The organism is Sphingobacterium kyonggiense (genome assembly GCF_039536825.1).
GTDB classification, from domain to species: Bacteria; Bacteroidota; Bacteroidia; order Sphingobacteriales; family Sphingobacteriaceae; genus Sphingobacterium; species Sphingobacterium kyonggiense.
Genome location: NZ_BAAAZI010000015.1, coordinates 128,214 through 149,827 on the forward strand (window position 1 = coordinate 128,214; position 21,614 = coordinate 149,827).

Here is a 21,614-nt window from a genome sequence, read left to right on the forward strand (position 1 = left end):
ATATGCCCTTAATTTAGGATAGTTCTTTTTTTATTACAATAGCAGGGCATATAATATTGGAAATTAGCTGTATTTTTACCACATGAGAGTATCTCCAAATACCTTAAAATGGGGCCTTCGACTATATCCCCCATTCTTTTTCCAACGCATCTGGGTAAAAAAGATACTCGATAATTTTTTAGGTGCGGAAGTAAAAATAAACAAGAGCTTACTGAACATTAACTCCAACAAGACCATTTTCGGAGGAACCATTTTTTCTGCTATCGACCCCTTTTATCCTATTTTGCTGGACCAATACTTCAAACATCAAGGGATTTTGAGAACAGTCGCTTGGTTGAAAACGGCACATATAGATTATATCAAGCCTGGTAGACATGACCTCTATGTATCTTTTCATTTGAAAGAAGAGGTTTTATTGGAAGCATTGCAGACCATCAAGAAAGAAGGTAAGGTCGTGAAAACCTTTCAAACGCAGGTTTTTGATAAACATGGAACCTTATGTGCAGTGGCACATAACGAGATCTATATTCGAGACTTGGAGTTTGACTTTGAAACATATCGAAAAATTAACTCCTCAGAAGAGGAACATTCCATTAAATCTTAAATAAAAAATCATGAAAAAACTGATTATCCTTAGTATCGGATTGACAGCCATTCTTAGTGCATGCAACAACAATAAGGCAGCCAAGGAAACCGAAGATCAAAAGATCTCTGAGCAAGCGATTCAGATCCATGATGAAATCATGCCGCAAATTTCTGTTTTTGACCACACAACGGTTAAAATTGATTCTATATTAACAAACCTAGCCGGTATCAAGGCTGCTCATCCAGCTATTGACACCACCAATACCCGTACCGAGCTAAGTGAGCTCAAAACGAAATTGGAAGACGCAACGGATAATATGATGACCTGGATGAAAGATTACGATGCTGTCAATGAAGATAAAGCTTATCAACAGAAAATGTACGACCGTGTGGTAGAGATGAAGAAACAATTTGAAGATGCGCAAGCAGGGATCGGTAAATCCTTAGCTGTTTTTAAATAAAATATAATGATGAGAAAATTCCTAGGCTTTGCTGGCCTAGCCTTAATAGGCAGCATTTACCTAAGCAGTTGTAGCCAAGCTGAACGCAAGCTACCCATCTTTAAAATCGCAGCTGAAGATGCCAATGGACAAGAAATCCAGGATTCTATCGAACGTAAAATCCCAGATTTCAATTTCCTGAATCAGGACAGCACGTATATCAGCCAAGATTTCTTTAAAAACAAGATCTATGTGGCTAACTTTTTCTTTACGCATTGTCCTAGCATCTGCCCTACCATGCAACGAAACTTGCTAAAGGCATATGAGAAATATAAAGGAAATCCTAAAATAGCTTTTCTATCCCATAGCATTGACTTTAAATACGACCAACCTTACGTCCTGAAGGACTATGCAAATAAATTAGGCGTTGATAATGATCAATGGCAATTTGTTACGGGCTCCAAAGCCGATATCTATGGCATGTCTGACAATTACTTAGTTTATACTAAGGTCGATGCAAATGTCCCTGGTGGATATGATCACTCAGGATACTTAGTAGTAATTGATCCTGACAAACGCATTCGCGGTGCTTATGACGGAACAGATCCAGATCAGGTGCAAAAGCTTTTAGCCGATTTAGATATCTTATTAAATGAATACAAATAATGATCTATAGATTCAGTACGATCATTTTATCCTTGGTTTTAGCGCTTAATTTATTGTTCTCCTGTAACAATAAATTGAGCGTGGAAGCCATGCAATATGCTACAATGGGGCAGAAAGTCTATACCCAGCATTGTCAAAACTGTCATGGTGCAAATGGTGAAGGCCTTGGTAAATTATACCCACCTCTCACAGATGCCAAATACCTCAACGAAAACAGAAAGAGTTTACCCTGTATCGTAAAATTTGGAATGAAAGGTGAAATTCAAGTGGACGGCAAAAGCTATAATCAAGAAATGCCAGGAGTTCCAACTCTTTCTACGCTGGATGTGGCCTATGTGCTCAGCTATGTGTCTACTTATTTCGCAAAAGATAACAAGCACTTCTCCAAAGAAGAGGTAGAGAATCTACTAAAAAACTGTCCATAACAACGCTTCTCAAAAAGAATCAATCATTTGTTTACCAGTAAGTTATAGGGGATTTGTCGATTGAAATTTTCGGGTTTTCTATAAAAAGATAAAGGTTTTCAAGCGGGGAGAATGAAAACCTTTAATAACCAATTATAAACCTAAATTATGATACCACAAAGATAAGTGTAAAATGTACACTCGTCAAGTCTTTTTTGAATATTTAACAATTTATTAACATTGGGAGATTAAAATGATAATTCTCTCTTTTACATTTTAACCTAAAGGGATGCTCCTCTCTATTATATATAGGGATTTGCCTTAATTTTCGAAATTCGAAAATGAGCATGCTTTAAGGAATTCAAAACTTCTGTATTAGGCTCCTCCTTAAAAACAATCAAACAGAGTGTTTGACCTGGGATGATTCCTAATTTCATCAACAAATCCAAAAGCATTTTCTTCATCCGTATTCGAAGAAATTTTGGGGCTGAGAGTTTGGCTTCAATTTGATCACTACCCTCAAACCAAAAATTCGGATTAAAGGACTTCGTCGCAATCATGGGTAAGTTTAAACCCGCAGCAAATTTCTCCAACTCGCGTTCGGATACCTTATACACAAAATTACCTACGGACTCATAGGAAATTCGGTTTTTCCAAACCTTATCAATTAAACCAGGTCGCAAGCGGTTCAGCACATTGTATAGTCCGAGTAATATCGGCATCCGAATCAAAGGATCCTGAGGCTCCATTAAGACAATAGCTTTTCGAGCTACTCGAACCATTTCATACAAGGCAGCATAAGGCCTAGGGAAATGATGATAACTCTCCTTACACAGCACATAATCCAAACTGGACGATTCCAAGTCCATGCGTTCAGCATTTAATCGCTGAAATTGATGTATCAAACCCTCCTGCTTCGCTAACTGCAATAAATTATCATTGAGATCTGATGCAATAACTGATTTAATATCCTGACTTAATAAATATTGCGAATCATGTCCATAGGCATCACCTAATGTTAACCAAGATGCATCCTTATCATGCAATAATGGACCTAACTGCTGAAAAAACTGATCTTGTAACCAATGATGTATACTTCCCTGATAATTCTTGAACGTACGGATAACACGCATCTTCTTTTCCATATCTGGAAATTGACTGTGGTACCAGCCACCATGTCTTTCATAACTTTCTTCTTCAAAAGAATTTCCGTACATCTTTTTTTTACAATTGATTAGTTAGGTGTAAAATTATTTAAACCAAATGTTATATATGGTATTCCACAGGTTAAATATAGGTTAAATATAATAGAGAATTACATAAAATTGCTTTGTAACCCAAGTAGATTTACTCATTCGCGTAATTGGAAGTAAGTTTATAAAAATCAACAGGTACCTCAGTCAATATTGCTTCGTAATAAGCTTTGGTATAATGGTGGATTTCCTGCATATTGCTTCGAGACTCTTAGGGAATTTCTTAGGATCTGATACGGATCTTGTTCGGATCTCGTTCGCTTCTAACCGAACGAGATCCGAAGGAGTTCCGAACGAGTTCCGAAGGAGATCCGAATTAGTGTCGAATCCAACCCCTAGCAAACCCTAAGGAAAGACGATGAGACTACAGACGAAAGACAACAGATTTTAGATCTATTGTCGGGATAGAATTTATTGAATTTTGGATAACGGTCGAAGCATGCTTCGACCCTACTTTTATGGTGTTCTGGAACAATAAAATCACGATTGTTTGTAGGGGCAATGCATGCATCGCCCACCAATTAAATTTATAACCAGCATTTACAAACAGAACGAAGTGAAGAGTCTCTGCCTCCCCCACAAGATTCCGTCGCGAAGCTAGCTGAGTGAACTTTTAACTATGCAAATCAGATAGAGAAAATAAGGTGAAATAGAGTTGTTGAAATAGAATTGTATAAATAGGCGGTAAATAGGCAGTAAACAAGCGGTCGAAGTATGCTTCGACCCTACAATTATGGTGGTTTGGAACAATAAAATCACGATTGTTTGTAGGGGCGATGCATGCATCGGCCGCCAAAAAACAACACCCAAAAACCACAATCCAAATCTATGTTCTGTTGTCTGAATTCTGTTGTCTTTCAAAACAAAAAAACGGTCGATGCATTCTCTGCATCGACCGTTTCATTATCTGTTATCTGTTGTCTGACGTCTGTTGTCTCAAACTACCCACATCAATGGGCACTCAAGTTTTTCTTTTTCTCTTCATCGAAAGAAGCTTCTAGTTCGGCGAGTTTTTTCTTACCGTAAGCTAATCTTGTGATGACAACAAAGAGTACTGGAACGATAAAGATCGCTAGGAAGGTTGCAGCGGTCATACCTCCGAATACAGTCCAGCCAATAGTTTGTCTGGAAACGGCTCCTGCACCTGTTGAAAGCATCAATGGTATAATACCCAAGATGAAGGCTAAGGATGTCATGATAATAGGACGTAGACGTAGTTTTACCGCATCCAATGTCGCATCGATCAGGTTCATTCCGATGTCTACCCGTTCTTTGGCAAACTCGACAATCAAAATCGCGTTCTTAGCTGCCAAACCAATAATGGTTACCAAACCAATTTGGGCAAAGATATTATTATCCAGGTTCGGTAATAGGGTCAATGCCAAAATAGCACCAAATACGCCCAGTGGAACGGATAAAAGAATGGAGAATGGTACAGACCAACTTTCGTATAATGAAGCCAACAGAAGGAATACAAAGAGGATACAGAGCGCAAAGATCTGTATGGTCTTACTTCCCGACTGCTTCTCTTGTAGGGTCACCCCTGAGAATTCATAAGAATAACCGTCTGAAAGTGTTTTTGCAGCAACTTCCTCCAATGCGCGAATAGCATCACCCGATGAATATCCTGGTGCAGCTTCTCCGGACAATTGTATAGAACGGAAGATGTTAAAGTGATTCACAATGGATGGATTGGTCGTTAATTCATAGCGAACTAAATTACTCACCGGCACCGGTTGTCCTTGAACATTCTTCACATACAGTTTATTGATATCTTCAATATGCATACGGTAACTGGTGTCTGCTTGTGATACGACACGGAAGTTACGTCCGTATTTTGTGAAGTCATTGACGTAGCTTGATCCTAAATAGGCGGATATGGTACTGTAGATATTTGAAATAGGCACTCCCATTCGCTTAGCCATTTCCCGGTCTACATTCAATTTATAGTTTGGAGATTTACTGTTGAATAAAGTATAGGCCATTCCAATTTCAGGGCGTTGATTAGCTTCGGCAAGGAATCCACCAACAACACGCTCAAACTCCTTGATATCGACAGTTTGCCTATCCTGAATCTCTAAGGTAAAACCACCTGAAGAACCCAATCCAGGGATTGGAGGAGGTGTGGCAGCAATAACTGTAGCTTTAGAATACCCACGATATTTCGCCATAATCGCACCTGTAATTTCCATCACTGTACGCTGACGGTCTTCCCAAGGTTTCAAGGAAACAAATAAGGATGCACCATTTGGTTTCGCAGAACGGTTCAACAAGTTCATACCGTTGATGGAAGTAATGTATGCAATCTCTGGAAAATCTTCTTGCAAGCCTTTAGATAGTTCGGTTAACACTTCTTCTGTTCTGGCACTAGACGCTCCTTCAGGTAAGTTCACACCCATAAAGAAAATACCACCATCCTCATTCGGGATAAAGCCTGATTTCTTGTTCATGAACATAAAGCCTGTTCCAATGAAAATACAGATCAAAATAATCAATATCAAGGGAGCTGCTTTAATCGCTTTCTTCACACCTTTGGAATAACGATATGTTACCTTATCAAACCAAACGTTGAATTTGTAGAAGAATTTATTTAAGCCCTTAGCGTCTTTGGTTGTTGCTGATGGTTTCAACAATAACGAACATAAAGCTGGAGTTAAGGACAGGGCGATAAATGCGGAAAGCATAACCGATACGGCAATGGTAATGGCGAACTGTTGATACAATTGCCCAACCATTCCTGGGATAAATCCTACCGGTACAAACACTGCAGCTAAGATTAAGGCAATGGCAATAACCGGTGCCGTAATGTCCTTCATGGCCCTTCGGGTTGCCTCCTTGGCATCCATCTGATAATGGTCAATATAATGCTGTACCGCCTCGACGACGACAATGGCATCATCCACCACAATACCAATCGCCAAGACAAAAGCTAACATCGTTAGGTTGTTAATGGAGAAGCCAAACATCGTAAAAAATACAAATGTTCCCACGATGGACACTGGTATTGCCAATAATGGAATCAAGGTGGCCCTCCAACTCTGTAGGAAGAAGAACACTACTATAGTTACTAAGATTAATGCCTCAATCAAAGTGTGAATTACGGAACTAATGGATGCATTTACAACCGATACAGTTTCATAACCTACTACGTAATCAACTCCTGTTGGGAATGACTTCTTTAAGTCTTCTAAGGCTTTGTAAATACCGTCTGCTGTTTCCACTGCATTACCTCCTGGAGTTTGGGAAATCATCATACCTGATGCAATATTTCCATTCACCTTTGTGGTAATACCGTAGTTAAACTGACCCAATTCCACACGTGCTACATCTTTCAAAAGCACAATAGAACCGTCTGTATTGGTCTTTACGACAATATTTTCAAACTCATCCACTTCTTCCAAATCGGAGTCCATGACAATAGGATATTCAAATACTTGGGAGTTTTCTTGCGGACGCGCACCTACAGAACCACCCGGCATTCTGGAGTTCTGTTCAGCAATTGCTTGACTCACATCAGCTGGGGACATCCCTAGATTGGCTAGTTTATTGGCATCTAACCATACACGCATAGCGAATGGCTGACCAAATGCTTGTACATCACCTACCCCTTTAACACGCAATAATGCGTCCTTAAGGTAAAGGTTGACATAGTTTGCCAAGAAATTATTGCTTCGAGAACCATCTGGAGATACCAAAGAAATCATCATCAAGATATCGGTATTCATCTTTCTGGTGGTTACCCCTAAACGACGTACGGCTTCTGGTAATACCGGTTCGGCAATACTTACACGGTTTTGTACATCAAGAGTGGCGATATCGATATCAGTCCCTACTTCAAATGTCACGGTGATACGGGAACTACCATCAGAGGTCGAGTTGGAACTCATGTAGATCATTCCTGGCGTACCGTTAATTTGACTCTCTATTGGCGTGGTTACTGTCTTTTCTACAGTTTGCGCATCAGCTCCGGTGTATACCGCAGAAACGGATACTGTAGGAGGTGCAATATTAGGATATTGACTGACCGGCAGGGTAGTCACCGAGATGATACCGATAATGGTAATCAAGATCGAGATGACCATGGCTGTGACCGGTCGTTTTATAAATACTTCTGAAATCATGCTTTAAAATATTATTGGATCTGCATTTACTATTGTTTCGGTTGTGGAGCTGCTTGTTGCGCTTTATCTACTACTTTAGCACCAGGTCTTAAAGATGAAACTCCATCGACAACAACCTTATCACCTGATTGAAGGCCTTGGGATATTACTACTTTATCACCCAATTTATGACCTAAAGTAACTTGTTTTAAATCGACAGTGCTGCTGTCAGAAACGGTGTACACACTGAATGTTCCCAACTGCTCAAAAATAGCGCGGTATGGAATGACCAATTCTTCTTTTTTAGAACTGCTGATCACATTTAAGTTCAGGTTCATTCCGGCACGTAAAGCATTGTTAGGATTAGGGAATGTAGCACGGACCTTTAAGGTTCCTGTTTGCGGATCAACGGCACGATCAATGGTTGATATGCGACCTTTATCAGCATAAGTACTGGCATCTGGCATAGTTAAGTTAATCTCGGTGCTTGCTTTGCCTGATTGGAGGTTACTGAATTCCATGATTTCTTTTTCATTAATCTGAAATTCTACAGCGATAGGATTTGTTGAGCTCACAGTATTCAACAAAGTAGTACCTGCTGACACTAAAGCACCTGTACGTACTTGAGAGATCCCTACAGAACCGGAGAACGGCGCTGTGATAACAGAACGGTTCAAGTTGGTACGAGCAGTTGTTAATGCAGCTTCTGCAGCTTGTACTTGAGCCTTTTGATTGTTGACATCGGTATAAGCATAGTCCAATGTTTGTTTAGCAATCGCATCTTTATCGGCTAATGTTTGATATCGTTGTAAATCTTTTTCCACGCGTGAAAGATTAGCACGAGCAATTTCTAAGGTTGCTTTTGCCTGATCAACTGCAGCAGCATAACGCACGCGATCGATCTCATATAATTTTTGACCTTTGCTGACATTTGCCCCATCTGCCACATATATGTTGGTGATATAACCTGAAACTTCCGCACGGATTTCAGTTTCTTGTAAAGGCACTACATTCGCTGGATAAGTTTGAGTTCCAGCAACAGTCTGATGGGAAACAGTTTCCATCGTTACTGGAATGGCCTGTGCTTGTCCTTGACCTGGACCTGCTTGCTTGCCTTGGTCCTTTTGCCCACAGGACGCGAAGATCAATCCAGAGCTCAAGAGTATAACGGTTAAAATGCGATTCGTATTCATGCTTTTGTGTTTCTAGTATGTAATTGTTAAAGGTTGTTGCTATTGTTGTATATCTACCGTTCCTAAGGCCTTCTGAATATCCAGCTTACTAGCCAATAAGGCATATAAAGAGTTTAGATAATTCAATTGACTGGTTTTAAGATCCGTTTCGGCGGTCATTAATTCTAAATAGGTCTTTAAACCGGCATCATATTGTAATTTGATGGTATTATAGACTTCTTCAGAAAGTTCCATATTGGCTTTGGCATTTTGCCATTCTACTGTATTAGCGCGATAAGAAGCCATTGCAGCAGAATATTGCGCCCCTATTTGGTTTTCCAAATTTGCTAAGTCCATCTCAATGCGAGATTCTTGCAATTCCGATTTCTTCACTTCCTGTATTCTTTTCATTCCAGTAAAAATTGGAATAGATAAGGTAAGTCCAACAGAAGATTGCGGGTAGTTATTGCCATATAAATCAGCAAAGGCACTATTACGGTAATTCAAACCATAGTTTGCAAATGCGCTTAATCGTGGCAAATAACTCCATTTCTGATACTGGGTATTCAATTTCTGGATCTCCTGCAAGTTTTTCAATTGGCGGTATTCTACCCGGTTAGCGATCTGAACTAACTCGCTAGTATCCAATAACACATTGGATTCCATATTCTGACCAGCAAAAGAAAGGCTTAGTCCGTCTGTAGGATTTAATCCCATTAAGGTCTTTAGAAAATCGTATTTGTATTTACGGAATTCTAATGCAGACTTCAATTGCGCATTGGCATTGTTTAAGGAGATCAAGGCACGTTTATAATCGGTATTATCAACTAATCCGGTTTCATATCGTGCACTCGCATCCGTATGTTGTCGCTTTAATCGAGCGATATTTTCATTTATGATATTGATTTGTTCCTCACTTGTTAGGATGTCATAGTAAGCTTTGGAAACATCGACCACCGTATTGATTCGGGTGTTTTCCAATGCGAGGTTATTTTTCTGACGGATGAACTGTGCTGCTTTAGAAGCTTGAAAGAGTCCAGGATTGATAATCGCCTGGTCGGCTTGGAAAGTCAAAGCAGATGTATTTCTTTGTCCCATGGCGATGTTCTGACCGTTGATATTGGCTGTCGGCAATTGAATAAAATGGGTTAGATTTCCATTCGCATTGATTTGAGGATACCAGCCAGATAGAGCTGATGCAATTTCCCGTTCACCGATTTCCTGATCAATTTGTGCTTGCTTAACCTCGATTTTGTTGTTTAGGGCAAAGTTGATGAGCTCGTCTAAGGTAGCATTGCTGGACAACGGCCTGTTATCCTGAGCAGTTGCAGTACCCAATGATACCACGGCTACAGATGTGTAAATAAGTAAGTGCTTAAAATTGAATTTCATATATATTATTTTTTAACCCCGTTCCATATAATTTCCACTAAGGTGTCCAACTGATCTTCCTCCAAGCGGATTTTCTCGTATAATGCACTTCTTACCAATGAAATAGCAGGTCCCAAATAGGCAGCTAATATCAATCGAACATGCAAGTCTTTTAATTGTTTTTGTTCAATCCCGGTCTCCAGAAAATGAAAAATCTTGTTTCGCTCAGACTTCTCTTTAAAGACACTAGAACGTACCTCCTCATAAAAGGGTGAACCGTAAAATTGTTCCATAAAACTGAAGATGTAGACATGGTCCTGATAGAACCGCACAATGTTTTTCCAAATGATGCGAAATCGTTGATCATAAGCCAAATTATTCTCTTCCGCTTTAAACACATAATTATTGATAATCTCTTTACAATACCAATACAATTCAATGATTAAATCGTCTTTAGAAGGGAAATAGTGGTAGATGGATCCTACCGCCACATCAGCATCCTTGGCAATCTTGCTCATGGGCGAACCGTGGAACCCGAAATGGTGAATCAAGTCTAAGGTACTACGGAATATTTGTTCCTTTTTTTCTGTCAATTGAATGTTCATTCGGTCGCAAAGGTAAGTAAACTTTTCACGTTGTTGTGTCAAATAATCGTTATAAAGAGAGGTGAGACCGCTGCGCTAGTAGATATGAGATAAGAGATCGCTGCGCTGTTAGATAGAATTTTTGAAAGTTTGAGTGTGGGGGATTTCAATGGTCGAAGGTTGGAAATAACTGAATTAAAAAACAATACATTTCCAACTCAGAGCGAAGCGATGAGTCTTTCTTCCCCAAAAAAGATCCCGTCATCCTTTATCGGAGATAAAGGAACTACACGCTATTCAGGTAGTACGCTAGGTAGGGGCGGTACTGAGTGAGTTTGAAGAAGGAGATTAATCTGTGATGAAAACGAACGGAATGTCCGCCTGTTTATCAATCATTTGATCCATAAGGTTCATTATAATTCCAATCTAGCGGGCGATGTAAGCATCGCCTACCATCATGTATATCCTCCATTCTGTTTTCTGCTGTCTGAATTCTGTTGTCTTTCAAAACAAAAAACGATCGAAATGTCTGCCCGTTTTCAATCTAAACACCTTCTCCGAGAGTCGATGATAACCGAATTTCCCTACCCTATTTCAACATCAACCCCACGGTTAAGTGGAAACTCTGGTGCTGGAAATCTTTGCGGAATGCGTTCTTTGTTAGTTGCTGGTATCCATAAGCTAAGGATGCTGTAAATTTGGTTTTACTCATACCGTCATGTAAATAAAAGAAACCGGCCTTGAATAATGCTCCTTTATCATAAGCAGGTCCTATTCCTGGAGCATAACCAGCATTTGCTAATAGACCAATTCTAGAGGCGTCATTGAAATAACCAATAGGTAATCTGCCGTCTATAAATATCGGGAAAGTGTTGAATTCATATTTATACACTTTCTGATCATCTTGGTGGGGATCATTTGTTTGGTAATCTCCTTGGAACTTTTCATTACCAATACCCAATCCTAAAAAAGCACTTTCATTAAAGTTCTTTCCAAAAATAAAATGCAAATGGTAACCATTGAATGCTCCCTTATAGCCTTCATTGGAGAATCCCAAATTAGCACCTCCCTGTAAAAGGGTATAAACAGATGATTGCGCATAAGTGAATTTTGCAGAAAGCACAATCATTAAGAATAGTAGAAATTTACGCATGTTTAGTTTAAGATTTTATAGATTAATTCAGATAATAAATCGCCACTACTGGTTAAGTGACCAACATTCATTCCTTTAGATTTTAAATCGAATTCTTTGATTAGATGAATGATTTCAAACGTTTTCCTCCGATTAAAATTGCGTGCAGCAAGTTCATACTCTTTCACGAAAAAAGGGTGCACACCTAATGCCTTGGCGGCAACAGCAGAAGTTTTATCTGGCAAGTAATGGTACTTAAGGATTTTGGTAAAGTAAGTTCCCAATGTTCCAATTACAACGGGCATCGGATTTGACTTTGGGTTAGCTGCAAAGTACTCAACGATTTGAAATGCCTTAAAGGAGTTTCGCTTGGCTAGTGCAGTATTTAATTCAAAGGAGTTAAAGTCTTTACTTATTCCAATATTTTGTTCAATATCTGTTGGACTAATTTCTCTGTCTGCAGGAACATTAAGCATCAGCTTTTCCAATTCATTGGCCACCTTAGAGAGGTCTGTTCCTAGATATTCAGCCATCATTGCTGCTGCTTGAGGATGAATCTTACGCTTGGCTGCTGCAAGTTGTTCATTAATCCAGCCCCCTATCTTGTCCTCATAAAGTTTTGCAGATTCCACTACTACCCCAGCCTTTTCAAAAAGCTTATAGGCCTTCTTACGTTTATCGAATTTTCCATATTTATAAGAAAATACCAATACGGTTGTTGGCGTTGGGTTTTCTAAGTATTTCTGTAAAAGGTCATCAGCAGTCCACTTCAAGTTCTGCGCTTCCTTGACAACAATTACCTGGTAATCACTCATCATAGGATAGCGTTTTGCCATGCTAACGATGGTATTTAAATCTGTATCCTTGCCATAAAGAACAGATTGATCAAATCCTTTTTGAGCTTCATCAAGCACTTGAGTCTCGATAGCATCGGCGATCAGGTCAATGAAATAAGGTTCTTCCCCATGTAAAAGATAAACTGGGCGAAGGTTCTTTTTCTTAATATCGGATAAAATGGATTGGGTATTCATTTGCTTACGAAAGTACGAATTTCAAGGCAATTATATTTGTTGGAATGGGACTGATATTTTCGTAGTTTTGTAAATGTTTACAGCAGTACCGTTAAACTTACCATCCTACCCCGCAAAGATTAGCAAAAAAGCAGACCAGTACTATATTTTCGATGCGTTAAGAAAGAAACATCTTTTATTGACGCCCGAGGAGTGGGTACGACAGCATTGGGTTAATCATTTGCATCAACATTATCATTATCCTTTATCATTAATGCATATTGAGGGTGGATTGAAGTTGAACAGTCTACAAAAACGACATGACTTAGTGGTTTACAACCGATTGGGTCAAGGTATACTTTTGGCAGAGTTTAAGGCTCCAACTGTCAAAATTACCGAAAACACCTTTCATCAGATCGCAAATTACAATTCTCAGTACAAAATCCCCTTACTTTTAGTGAGTAATGGAATTGAGCACTATTATTGTAGGATAGACTTCGAGAAAGGTGACTTTACATTTCTAAGCGAATTGCCATCTTTTGGATAGTAAGGAATTAAAAATTAAAATTAGTATTATATTAGTAACATAATCAGAGGAAACACAATGGACATAAATAAGGACGAATTCAGAAAATATGCGATTAAGCACCACAGAATAGGTTCACAACACGTTGATGGCTATATTGCTAGGGCACAACAACAAATTCCTAGTAACTTAACTCCTTACATTATTGAGGAACGTCAGTTGAATGTGGCACAAATGGATGTGTTTTCTCGTTTAATGATGGACCGTATCATCTTTTTGGGTGATGGAATCAACGATCAAGTAGCAAACATTGTTCAAGCACAGTTATTGTTCTTACAATCTACCGATGCCCAACGTGATATTCAGATTTATATCAACTCTCCAGGTGGAAGTGTATATGCTGGATTAGGAATTTATGACACCATGCAATACATCAGTCCAGATGTAGCTACGATCTGTACAGGTATGGCTGCTTCAATGGGTGCTGTATTATTGGTTGCTGGCGCAAAAGGTAAGCGTGCTGCCTTGAGACACTCACGCGTAATGATTCACCAACCTTCAGGTGGTGCACAAGGAGTTGCTTCAGATATGGAGATTAACTTACGTGAAATGTTGAAATTAAAAGAAGAATTATATTCGATCATTGCAGATCACTCTGGCCAATCATACGAATGGGTAGAGAAATCTTCTGATCGTGACTATTGGATGCGTGCTGCTGAGGCCAAAGAATTTGGTATGATCGACGAGGTATTGCTTCCTAAAAAAGAAACAAAATAAAAACAATGAGTAAAACGAACAATAGAGATATCCATTGCTCATTTTGTGGCATCAGTAAGAATGAGGCCCAGATGCTTATTGCGGGTGATGGTGCGCATATCTGTGACAGATGTGTGCAACAGGCGGGCGAGATATTGGCGGAGGAGCTTAAGCAGCGCAAGAATAAATCTATTCAGACTGCCTTAAAACTTATCCGTCCAAAGGAAATTAAAGATCACTTAGATCAATATGTGATCGGACAGGATGATGCTAAGAAAGTCATTTCTGTAGCAGTTTACAACCATTATAAGCGTTTAAACCAACGTGTAGAAACTGATGAAACCGAGATTGAGAAATCTAACTTGATTATCGTCGGTGAAACAGGTACTGGTAAAACCTTATTGGCAAAAACCGTTGCTAAGATTTTAAATGTTCCTTTCTGTATTGTTGATGCGACTGTATTAACAGAAGCAGGTTATGTGGGTGAAGATGTGGAAAGTATCTTAACACGTCTTTTACAAGCTGCAGATTATGATGTGGCTGCCGCAGAACGTGGAATCATTTATATCGATGAGATTGATAAAATTGCTCGTAAGAGTGATAATCCTTCCATAACACGTGATGTATCCGGTGAAGGTGTTCAGCAGGCTTTATTGAAGATTCTTGAAGGAACAAATGTTAATGTACCTCCTCAAGGTGGTCGTAAGCATCCGGACCAAAAGATGATTTCAGTAAACACCAGCAACATCTTATTTGTTTGTGGTGGTGCTTTTGATGGTATTCAAAAGAAAATTGCCAACAGATTACGCACGCAGACTGTAGGATACAAAATGAAGGATGAGGATCAGGAAATTGATTTAAACAACCTTTACAAGTATATCACACCGCAGGATTTGAAAAACTTCGGTTTAATTCCTGAGTTAATTGGTCGTTTGCCGGTGTTGACTCACTTGAATCCTTTGGATAAAGAAACGCTATTGAGCATTCTTACAAAACCAAAGAATGCTTTGGTTAAGCAGTATGTGAAGCTTTTTGAATACGAAGGCATTAAATTAGGCTTTGATGAAGAGGTATTTGAATTCATCGTCGATAAAGCTTGGGAGTTCAAATTAGGCGCTCGTGGATTGCGGAGCATATGTGAGGCAATTATGCTAGATGCCATGTTTGAGATTCCATCAACAAAAGAAAAATTGGATGACAATAACTTACAGATAACGCTGGAATACGCAAAGAACAAATTTGCGAAGACAGATTTTAAGAAGTTACATGTTGCCTAAAAAATAATCTAAACCCTCGCCTTCAAGCGAGGGTTTTTTGCAAACCTATTTTTAACTAAAAAACGACTGAACATGAGCAAGAAGATTAAAGAAATAGATTCACCAGTAACCCCAGGATTGAAAAGCAAAGAAGACATCGTTAATAATTGGCTACCGCGTTATACTGGAAGACCGATAGAAGAATTTGGCGAATATATCTTGTTAACTAATTTCAGCAATTACATCAAGTTATTCTCCCAAATGCATAATGATGCTCCTATCCTTGGAGAAGATAAACCTATGCAATCTTGTTCTGCAGAAGGCATTACCATCATTAATTTTGGAATGGGAAGTCCAGTGGCTGCAACCATCATGGATTTACTTTCAGCTATTTCTCCTCAAGCGGTATTATTCCTAGGTAAAACTGGTGGATTAAAGAAAAAAATTGGTGTTGGAGAATTGATTTTACCTATTGCTGCTATTCGTGGTGAGGGGACATCTAATGATTACTTCCCACCTGAAGTACCATCATTACCTGCCTTCGCCTTACAGAAGGCAATCTCCACAACTATTCGTGACCACTCCAGAGATTATTGGACAGGCACCATCTATACCACCAACCGCAGGGTTTGGGAGCATGATAAACAGTTCAAGAAGTACTTGAAGTCTATCCGTGCGATGGCTGTCGATATGGAAACCGCCACTATTTTCTCTGTGGGTTTTGCCAATAAGATCCCTACAGGAGCACTATTGTTAGTTTCAGATCAACCCATGATACCAGAAGGTGTAAAAACAGATGCATCGGATGTGACGGTCACAAAATCCTATGTGGAGACACATTTGAAGATTGGGATTGATGCCTTAAAGCAGTTGATCAACAATGGATTGACCGTAAAACACCTGAAGTTTTAAAATTTGTTACTTTTGTAGCAACAAACAACAGTAAATAAACTCCTATGTGGTATAATAACATCCTTGAAACCATTGGCAATACGCCTTTGGTAAAACTCAATAATGTAACTAAACATCTTAAAGGTACTATCCTAGCCAAAATAGAGACAACCAATCCTGGAAACTCGATTAAGGATAGGATGGCTCTTAAAATGATTGAGGATGCTGAAGAAGCAGGCTTATTGAAACCAGGGGGCACCATCATTGAAGGTACCTCAGGTAACACAGGGATGGGCTTAGCGATGGCAGCTGTCGTGAAAGGATACCGCTGTATCTTCACAACTACAGACAAGCAATCCAAAGAGAAGATTGATGCCCTTCGGGCTTTTGGAGCAGAGGTCATTGTATGTCCAACAAATGTGGATCCTGAAGACCCTCGCTCCTATTACTCGGTATCCAGCAGATTAGAAAAAGAAGTTCCCAATGCTTGGAAAGCAAATCAATATGACAACCTTTCCAATACAAAAGCTCATTACGAACAAACAGGACCTGAAATTTGGGAACAGACAGAAGGTAAAATCACACATCTAGTCGTAGGTGTAGGAACTGGTGGCACCATCTCAGGGACTGCCAAATACTTACGTGAGAAGAATCCAAACATCAAAGTTTGGGGAATTGATACCTTCGGATCTGTATTTAAGAAATATAAAGAAACTGGCATTTTCGACAAGAATGAAATATACCCCTACATCACTGAGGGTATTGGCGAGGATTTTCTTCCTCAGAATGTAGACTTCAATCAGATTGACCTATTTGAAAAAGTAACCGACAAAGACGCTGCTTTAATGACACGAGACCTTGCACGCAAGGAAGGAATATTTGCTGGTAACTCTGCAGGTGCTGCAGTAGCTGGCTTGTTGCAAATAGGCCAAGAGCTAACAGAGGATGATGTAGTTGTAGTTATCTTTCATGACCATGGATCGCGCTATATGGGTAAGATGTACAATGAAGATTGGTTAAGAGAACGCGGATTCTTGAAAGATGAAAAATTAACCGCCAAGACGATCTTAAAGCGAAGAGGACACCAGGAAATTGTTACTGCTGATGTCAATCAATCGGTTTTGGAAACCTTCAACATCATGAAGTCTTTGAATATTTCGCAAATCCCGTTAACACAGCAAGGCATGGTGATCGGTAAAGTAACGGAGTCTGATATCTTAAGTGCTTTACTAGAAAACCCAACCTTAAAATCTGCAGCAGTAGAGGGAATATCGACAAAACCATTCCCTTTTGTTGACTTGAACACTTCGATAGATAAAATCTCAAGTCTAATAAATAAGGATTCTCAAGCCGTATTGGTAGAGGATGATTTTGGAAAAATCAATATTATTACGCAATACGATATTATAAACGCAATTTCAGAAGTATAGTTTTCTGTTTAAATTAATTATATTTATTCCATCTAAGAGAACCGGATGGAAAGAAACGACAGATTAAAGAGGTTAGAATATTGGCTAAAGGCAAGGATTGGAAAAATTGCCTTTATTGATATAGAAGAAAAACGAAATAAACAATGGTATGGAAATGGTTATGGTGGGTTCTATGTAGATCCTACTGTAATTCCCCAAAACGCCATTGTTTATTCTTTTGGTATAGGTGAGGATATCTCCTTTGATAAAGACATCATTGTCAAACACAATTGTCAAGTATATGGCTTTGACCCAACCCCTAAATCCATTCTTTGGGTAAGTAATAATCCAGTTCCTGAGCAATTTCACTTCCATCCTTATGGAATTGGAGAAAAGACAGGAAAAGTCATCTTCAATCTTCCTAAAAACAAAGAACATGTATCTGGATCAGTTTATGGACATAACTTGGTCGATGAGACCAATCCAGTAGAGGTGCTTTTAAAAGAGTTTAAGGAGATTGTAAATGAAACAGAACATACATACATCGATGTGCTCAAAATGGATATAGAAGGCTCAGAATACGCCGTAATGGAAGGGATTCTAAATAGTGGTATAACCATCAAACAAATCTTAGTTGAAACACATGAGCGCTTCTTTAAAGACGGAAAAGAAAAAGGAGAAAGATTCTTTAAATTATTAAAAGATAAGGGCTATAAGATATTTGCTATTTCGGATACTTATCAAGAGATTTCTCTTATTAAGTCATAACAAAAAAGCTAGGAGATTATCCTAGCTTTTTTTATTATTCTTCTTTCTTCGGTGCCTCTACTTCGCTGATGATGTAGATGTCCTCCGATTGTTTTTTCATTTTATATTTTTCCCTAGCTATACGTTGTATCTCATTTGGATTGAATTGAACATCTTTAATAGATTGTTCGATCTTTTCAGTCTCTGAAGTATAGTAGGCTTTTTCTTCCTCTAGCTTAGACTTTTCTTGCTGAAAACTTACTTGTGTTGCCACATCGTAACGATCAAAGAAAAACATCCATATCACGAATGCTACTCCTGCAATTAGATATTTATTCTTAATGGTATTAATGACACGTTCCATAAATCTTCCTCGAGCAATAAAAATTCAGATAAAGATAATTATTACATTGAATATTGCAAAAGTAAGATTTCATTCAGTGTCATCTATCCAAATTTTAGACATAAAAAAAGGGATCAATTGATCCCTTCTTCCTAATAAAAATTAGTAATTATTTTTTAGGAGCATATTTGAAATCTTTACCAATAAATTTGGCATTACTTCCTAATTCTTCTTCAATTCTCAACAATTGATTGTATTTAGCGATCCTATCAGAACGAGAGATAGAACCTGTTTTGATTTGTCCACAGTTCAATGCAACAGCTAAATCAGCAATTGTTGTATCTTCTGTTTCACCAGAACGGTGAGACATTACCGAAGTATATCCGTTTGTTTGAGCCAAGTGAACCGCATTGATAGTCTCTGTTAAAGAACCAATTTGGTTAACTTTTACAAGGATAGAATTACCTACATGTTTGTCAATACCATCTTGTAGACGTTTTGTATTTGTAACGAATAAATCGTCACCTACTAGCTGAACACGGTCACCGATTTTCTCAGTTAACAATCCCCAACCTTTCCAATCGTCTTCTGCCATACCATCCTCGATAGAGATAATTGGATATTTCGCAGTTAATTCAGCAAGGTAATCCACTTGTTCTTCGATAGTACGCGTAGCACCACCTTCGCCTTCAAATTTCTTATAGTTGTATTTTCCTTTTTCAAAGAATTCAGTAGAAGCACAGTCAAGCGCTAAGCAGATTTCTTTTCCTGCTTTGTATCCAGCTTTCTTGATAGCTTCTAAGATCGTTTCAATAGCATCTTCAGTACCTTCAAAAGTCGGAGCAAAACCACCTTCATCTCCTACAGCAGTAGATAAGTTACGGTCATGAAGAATCTTTTTCAAGCTATGGAACACTTCAGCACCCCAACGTAAAGCTTCAGAGAAAGTCTCAGCTCCAACAGGCATGATCATAAACTCTTGGAAAGCGATCGGTGCATCAGAGTGTGCTCCACCATTAACGATGTTCATCATTGGCAAAGGAAGCGTATTTGCATTCACACCACCGATGTAACGGTATAATGGCTGACGGCTTTCTTGTGCAGCAGCTTTCGCTACAGCTAAGGAAACACCTAAAATAGCGTTAGCACCTAATTTACCTTTGTTCTCAGAACCATCAAGATCAATCATTAATTTATCGATGGCATTTTGCTCAAAAACATCAACACCTTCTAATGCCTTAGCAATTTTGGTATTTACATTTTCTACTGCTTTAAGTACACCTTTACCTAAATATTTCTTTTTATCTCCATCGCGAAGTTCCACTGCTTCGTGTGCTCCTGTAGAAGCTCCTGAAGGAACTGCTGCACGGCCTACGAAACCATTCTGCGTAGTAACATCTACTTCTATTGTTGGATTTCCGCGCGAATCAAGAATCTGGCGCGCATGTACGTCAATTATCAAGCTCATTTGTATATGGTTTTTTGTATATCTCTTCTTACTTAGTGTATATATAACACTAAAATAGTAATTATTATGGGTTTAATCAAAAATATGAAAAATCTATATGTGAATCTTCCCTTTTATCAAATAATTCCTTCAATTATTATAAGACAATAATCAAAAAAGCCATACCTGTATAAACAAGTATGGCTTTTATTATTTTAATCAAATTTAATTACCCTTTAATCATGGCAATGAAATCGTCAAACAAGTATCTTGAATCATGAGGACCTGGTGAAGACTCTGGGTGGTATTGTACCGAGAATGCTTTTTTACCTTTCACACGAATACCTTCAATAGAATTATCATTCAAGTTCACGTGGGTGATTTCCACTTTATCTGATTTCTCAATATCTTCTGCTACCACGCCAAATCCGTGGTTTTGCGATGTTATCTCACATTTGTTAGCAATGATATTTTTCACTGGGTGATTGATACCACGGTGACCATTGTGCATTTTGCTTGTTCTGATATCGTTTGCTAAAGCTAAGATTTGGTGACCTAAGCAGATACCGAACATTGGTTTATCAGCAGCTAAGATTGCACGAACTGTTTCAATTGCATAATCCATAGCAGCAGGATCTCCAGGACCATTTGAAATGAAATAACCATCGGGATTCCAAGCTTCCATTTCTTCGAAAGTAGTTTTTGCTGGGAATACTTTAGCATAAACCTGACGAGAGTCAAAGTTGCGAAGGATATTTTTCTTGATACCTAGGTCTAAAACAGCAATACGAGTAGGTGCTCCATCTTCTCCATAGAAGTAAGGCTCTTCCGTAGAAACCTTTGATGACAACTCAAGACCATCCATGGAAGGTACTTCTGCTAAAGCTGCTTTCAAAGAATCTACATCTAAGTTTTCAGACGAAATGATGGCGTTCATAGCCCCTTTATTACGAATATGACGAACTAAAGAACGAGTATCAATATCAGAAATACCTACCAAGTTACCTTCTTCAAAGTAATTTTGGATAGATTGATCAGCCATTTTACGGCTATAGTTGATGTTGTAGTTCTTACAAACTAAACCTGCAATTTGAATCTTATTTGATTCTTCATCATCGCCATCAATACCATAGTTACCAATATGTGCATTGGTCGTCACCATGATTTGAGCATAATAAGAAGGATCGGTAAAGATTTCCTGATAGCCTGTTGTACCGGTATTGAAACAAATCTCACCTGTAGTGGTTCCGATTTTTCCTGCTGCCTTTCCATGAAAAACAGTTCCATCCTCTAGGACTAAAATTGCTGGCAATTTGCTGTAGTTGGTCATTCTTATCTCAATTTAATTATATCCGAATTCTAAAATGTTAGTTCCTTCACTATGCTGCACAAAAAAAGCCCAAATGGGCTAACTTATCAACGATTATATTGACTTGAAGTAGTAACTACTTTTTGTGATGCTATAGGATAGAAGGTTTCTTTCATTTTTATCGGGAGACAAAGGTACAAATAATTTTAAATT

General features: G+C 38.6%; 20 protein-coding genes. 10 read left to right on the forward strand and 10 right to left on the reverse strand.

The window, feature by feature from the left end; translation table 11 throughout:
• Nucleotides 1-82: 82 nt before the first annotated feature.
• From ABD676_RS17230 to ABD676_RS17245, 4 genes are read left to right on the forward strand one after another with little or no spacing between them, the layout of a single operon-like run.
• A complete protein-coding gene (locus ABD676_RS17230; protein ID WP_344675912.1) occupies nucleotides 83-604 on the forward strand; it encodes a DUF4442 domain-containing protein in 522 nt (173 codons plus the stop codon).
• A gap of 10 nt (nucleotides 605-614) precedes the next feature.
• Entirely contained in the window at nucleotides 615-1,046 is a 432-nt protein-coding gene (locus ABD676_RS17235) for a transposase (RefSeq protein ID WP_344675913.1), read from the forward strand.
• Between the two features lie 6 nt (nucleotides 1,047-1,052).
• Entirely contained in the window at nucleotides 1,053-1,691 is a 639-nt protein-coding gene (locus ABD676_RS17240) for an SCO family protein (protein ID WP_344675914.1), read from the forward strand.
• Nucleotides 1,691-2,116, forward strand: coding sequence for a c-type cytochrome (locus tag ABD676_RS17245; protein ID WP_344675915.1), 426 nt, complete (start codon nucleotides 1,691-1,693; stop codon nucleotides 2,114-2,116). Before ABD676_RS17240 ends, ABD676_RS17245 begins: the two co-directional genes overlap by 1 nt.
• Nucleotides 2,117-2,397: 281 nt before the next feature.
• On the opposite strand, the gene ABD676_RS17250 is transcribed toward ABD676_RS17245, so the two are convergent.
• The 7 genes from ABD676_RS17250 to holA all read right to left on the reverse strand — a co-directional run bounded on the left by ABD676_RS17250 (nucleotide 2,398) and on the right by holA (nucleotide 12,738).
• A complete protein-coding gene (locus tag ABD676_RS17250; protein ID WP_344675916.1) occupies nucleotides 2,398-3,312 on the reverse strand; it encodes a class I SAM-dependent methyltransferase in 915 nt (304 codons plus the stop codon).
• Between the two features lie 986 nt (nucleotides 3,313-4,298).
• Entirely contained in the window at nucleotides 4,299-7,469 is a 3,171-nt protein-coding gene (locus ABD676_RS17255; RefSeq protein WP_344675917.1) for an efflux RND transporter permease subunit, read from the reverse strand.
• Between the two features lie 29 nt (nucleotides 7,470-7,498).
• A complete protein-coding gene (locus ABD676_RS17260; RefSeq protein WP_344675918.1) occupies nucleotides 7,499-8,641 on the reverse strand; it encodes an efflux RND transporter periplasmic adaptor subunit in 1,143 nt (380 codons plus the stop codon).
• Nucleotides 8,642-8,680: 39 nt separating this feature from the next.
• Entirely contained in the window at nucleotides 8,681-10,012 is a 1,332-nt protein-coding gene (locus ABD676_RS17265) for a TolC family protein (protein ID WP_344675919.1), read from the reverse strand.
• 5 nt (nucleotides 10,013-10,017) lie between these two features.
• On the reverse strand, nucleotides 10,018-10,638 hold the full coding sequence (locus tag ABD676_RS17270; RefSeq protein WP_344675920.1) for a TetR/AcrR family transcriptional regulator: 621 nt from the start codon (nucleotides 10,636-10,638) through the stop codon (nucleotides 10,018-10,020).
• A gap of 526 nt (nucleotides 10,639-11,164) precedes the next feature.
• Nucleotides 11,165-11,728, reverse strand: coding sequence for a hypothetical protein (locus ABD676_RS17275; protein ID WP_344675921.1), 564 nt, complete (start codon nucleotides 11,726-11,728; stop codon nucleotides 11,165-11,167).
• A 2-nt stretch (nucleotides 11,729-11,730) separates the two neighbouring features.
• Nucleotides 11,731-12,738: a DNA polymerase III subunit delta gene (gene holA / locus ABD676_RS17280; RefSeq protein WP_344675922.1), complete on the reverse strand. Its 1,008-nt coding sequence runs from the start codon at nucleotides 12,736-12,738 to the stop codon at nucleotides 11,731-11,733.
• 73 nt (nucleotides 12,739-12,811) lie between these two features.
• Here holA and ABD676_RS17285 point away from each other — a divergent pair, with 73 nt between their 5' ends.
• From ABD676_RS17285 to ABD676_RS17310, 6 genes are all read left to right on the forward strand, one after another.
• Nucleotides 12,812-13,264 carry a type I restriction enzyme HsdR N-terminal domain-containing protein gene (locus tag ABD676_RS17285; protein WP_344675923.1) on the forward strand — a complete coding sequence of 151 codons (453 nt, stop codon included), beginning with the start codon at nucleotides 12,812-12,814 and terminating at the stop codon, nucleotides 13,262-13,264.
• A 57-nt stretch (nucleotides 13,265-13,321) separates the two neighbouring features.
• On the forward strand, nucleotides 13,322-14,020 hold the full coding sequence (gene clpP / locus ABD676_RS17290; RefSeq protein WP_344675924.1) for an ATP-dependent Clp endopeptidase proteolytic subunit ClpP: 699 nt from the start codon (nucleotides 13,322-13,324) through the stop codon (nucleotides 14,018-14,020).
• A gap of 5 nt (nucleotides 14,021-14,025) precedes the next feature.
• Entirely contained in the window at nucleotides 14,026-15,276 is a 1,251-nt protein-coding gene (gene clpX, locus ABD676_RS17295) for an ATP-dependent Clp protease ATP-binding subunit ClpX (RefSeq protein WP_344675925.1), read from the forward strand.
• Nucleotides 15,277-15,348: 72 nt separating this feature from the next.
• Nucleotides 15,349-16,167, forward strand: coding sequence for an AMP nucleosidase (locus ABD676_RS17300; protein WP_344675926.1), 819 nt, complete (start codon nucleotides 15,349-15,351; stop codon nucleotides 16,165-16,167).
• A gap of 44 nt (nucleotides 16,168-16,211) precedes the next feature.
• Entirely contained in the window at nucleotides 16,212-17,576 is a 1,365-nt protein-coding gene (locus tag ABD676_RS17305; protein WP_344675927.1) for a pyridoxal-phosphate dependent enzyme, read from the forward strand.
• A 45-nt stretch (nucleotides 17,577-17,621) separates the two neighbouring features.
• Nucleotides 17,622-18,323: an FkbM family methyltransferase gene (locus ABD676_RS17310; RefSeq protein WP_344675928.1), complete on the forward strand. Its 702-nt coding sequence runs from the start codon at nucleotides 17,622-17,624 to the stop codon at nucleotides 18,321-18,323.
• Nucleotides 18,324-18,357: 34 nt separating this feature from the next.
• On the opposite strand, the gene ABD676_RS17315 is transcribed toward ABD676_RS17310, so the two are convergent.
• The 3 genes from ABD676_RS17315 to carA form a co-directional block, all read right to left on the reverse strand.
• Nucleotides 18,358-18,666, reverse strand: a complete 309-nt coding sequence (locus ABD676_RS17315) for an FtsB family cell division protein (protein WP_344675929.1) — start codon at nucleotides 18,664-18,666, stop codon at nucleotides 18,358-18,360.
• A 148-nt stretch (nucleotides 18,667-18,814) separates the two neighbouring features.
• Nucleotides 18,815-20,113 (reverse strand): phosphopyruvate hydratase, encoded by a 1,299-nt coding sequence (eno, locus tag ABD676_RS17320; RefSeq protein ID WP_344675930.1) that lies wholly within the window; start codon nucleotides 20,111-20,113, stop codon nucleotides 18,815-18,817.
• A 208-nt stretch (nucleotides 20,114-20,321) separates the two neighbouring features.
• Nucleotides 20,322-21,422 (reverse strand): glutamine-hydrolyzing carbamoyl-phosphate synthase small subunit, encoded by a 1,101-nt coding sequence (carA, locus tag ABD676_RS17325; RefSeq protein WP_344675931.1) that lies wholly within the window; start codon nucleotides 21,420-21,422, stop codon nucleotides 20,322-20,324.
• Nucleotides 21,423-21,614 lie beyond the last annotated feature (192 nt).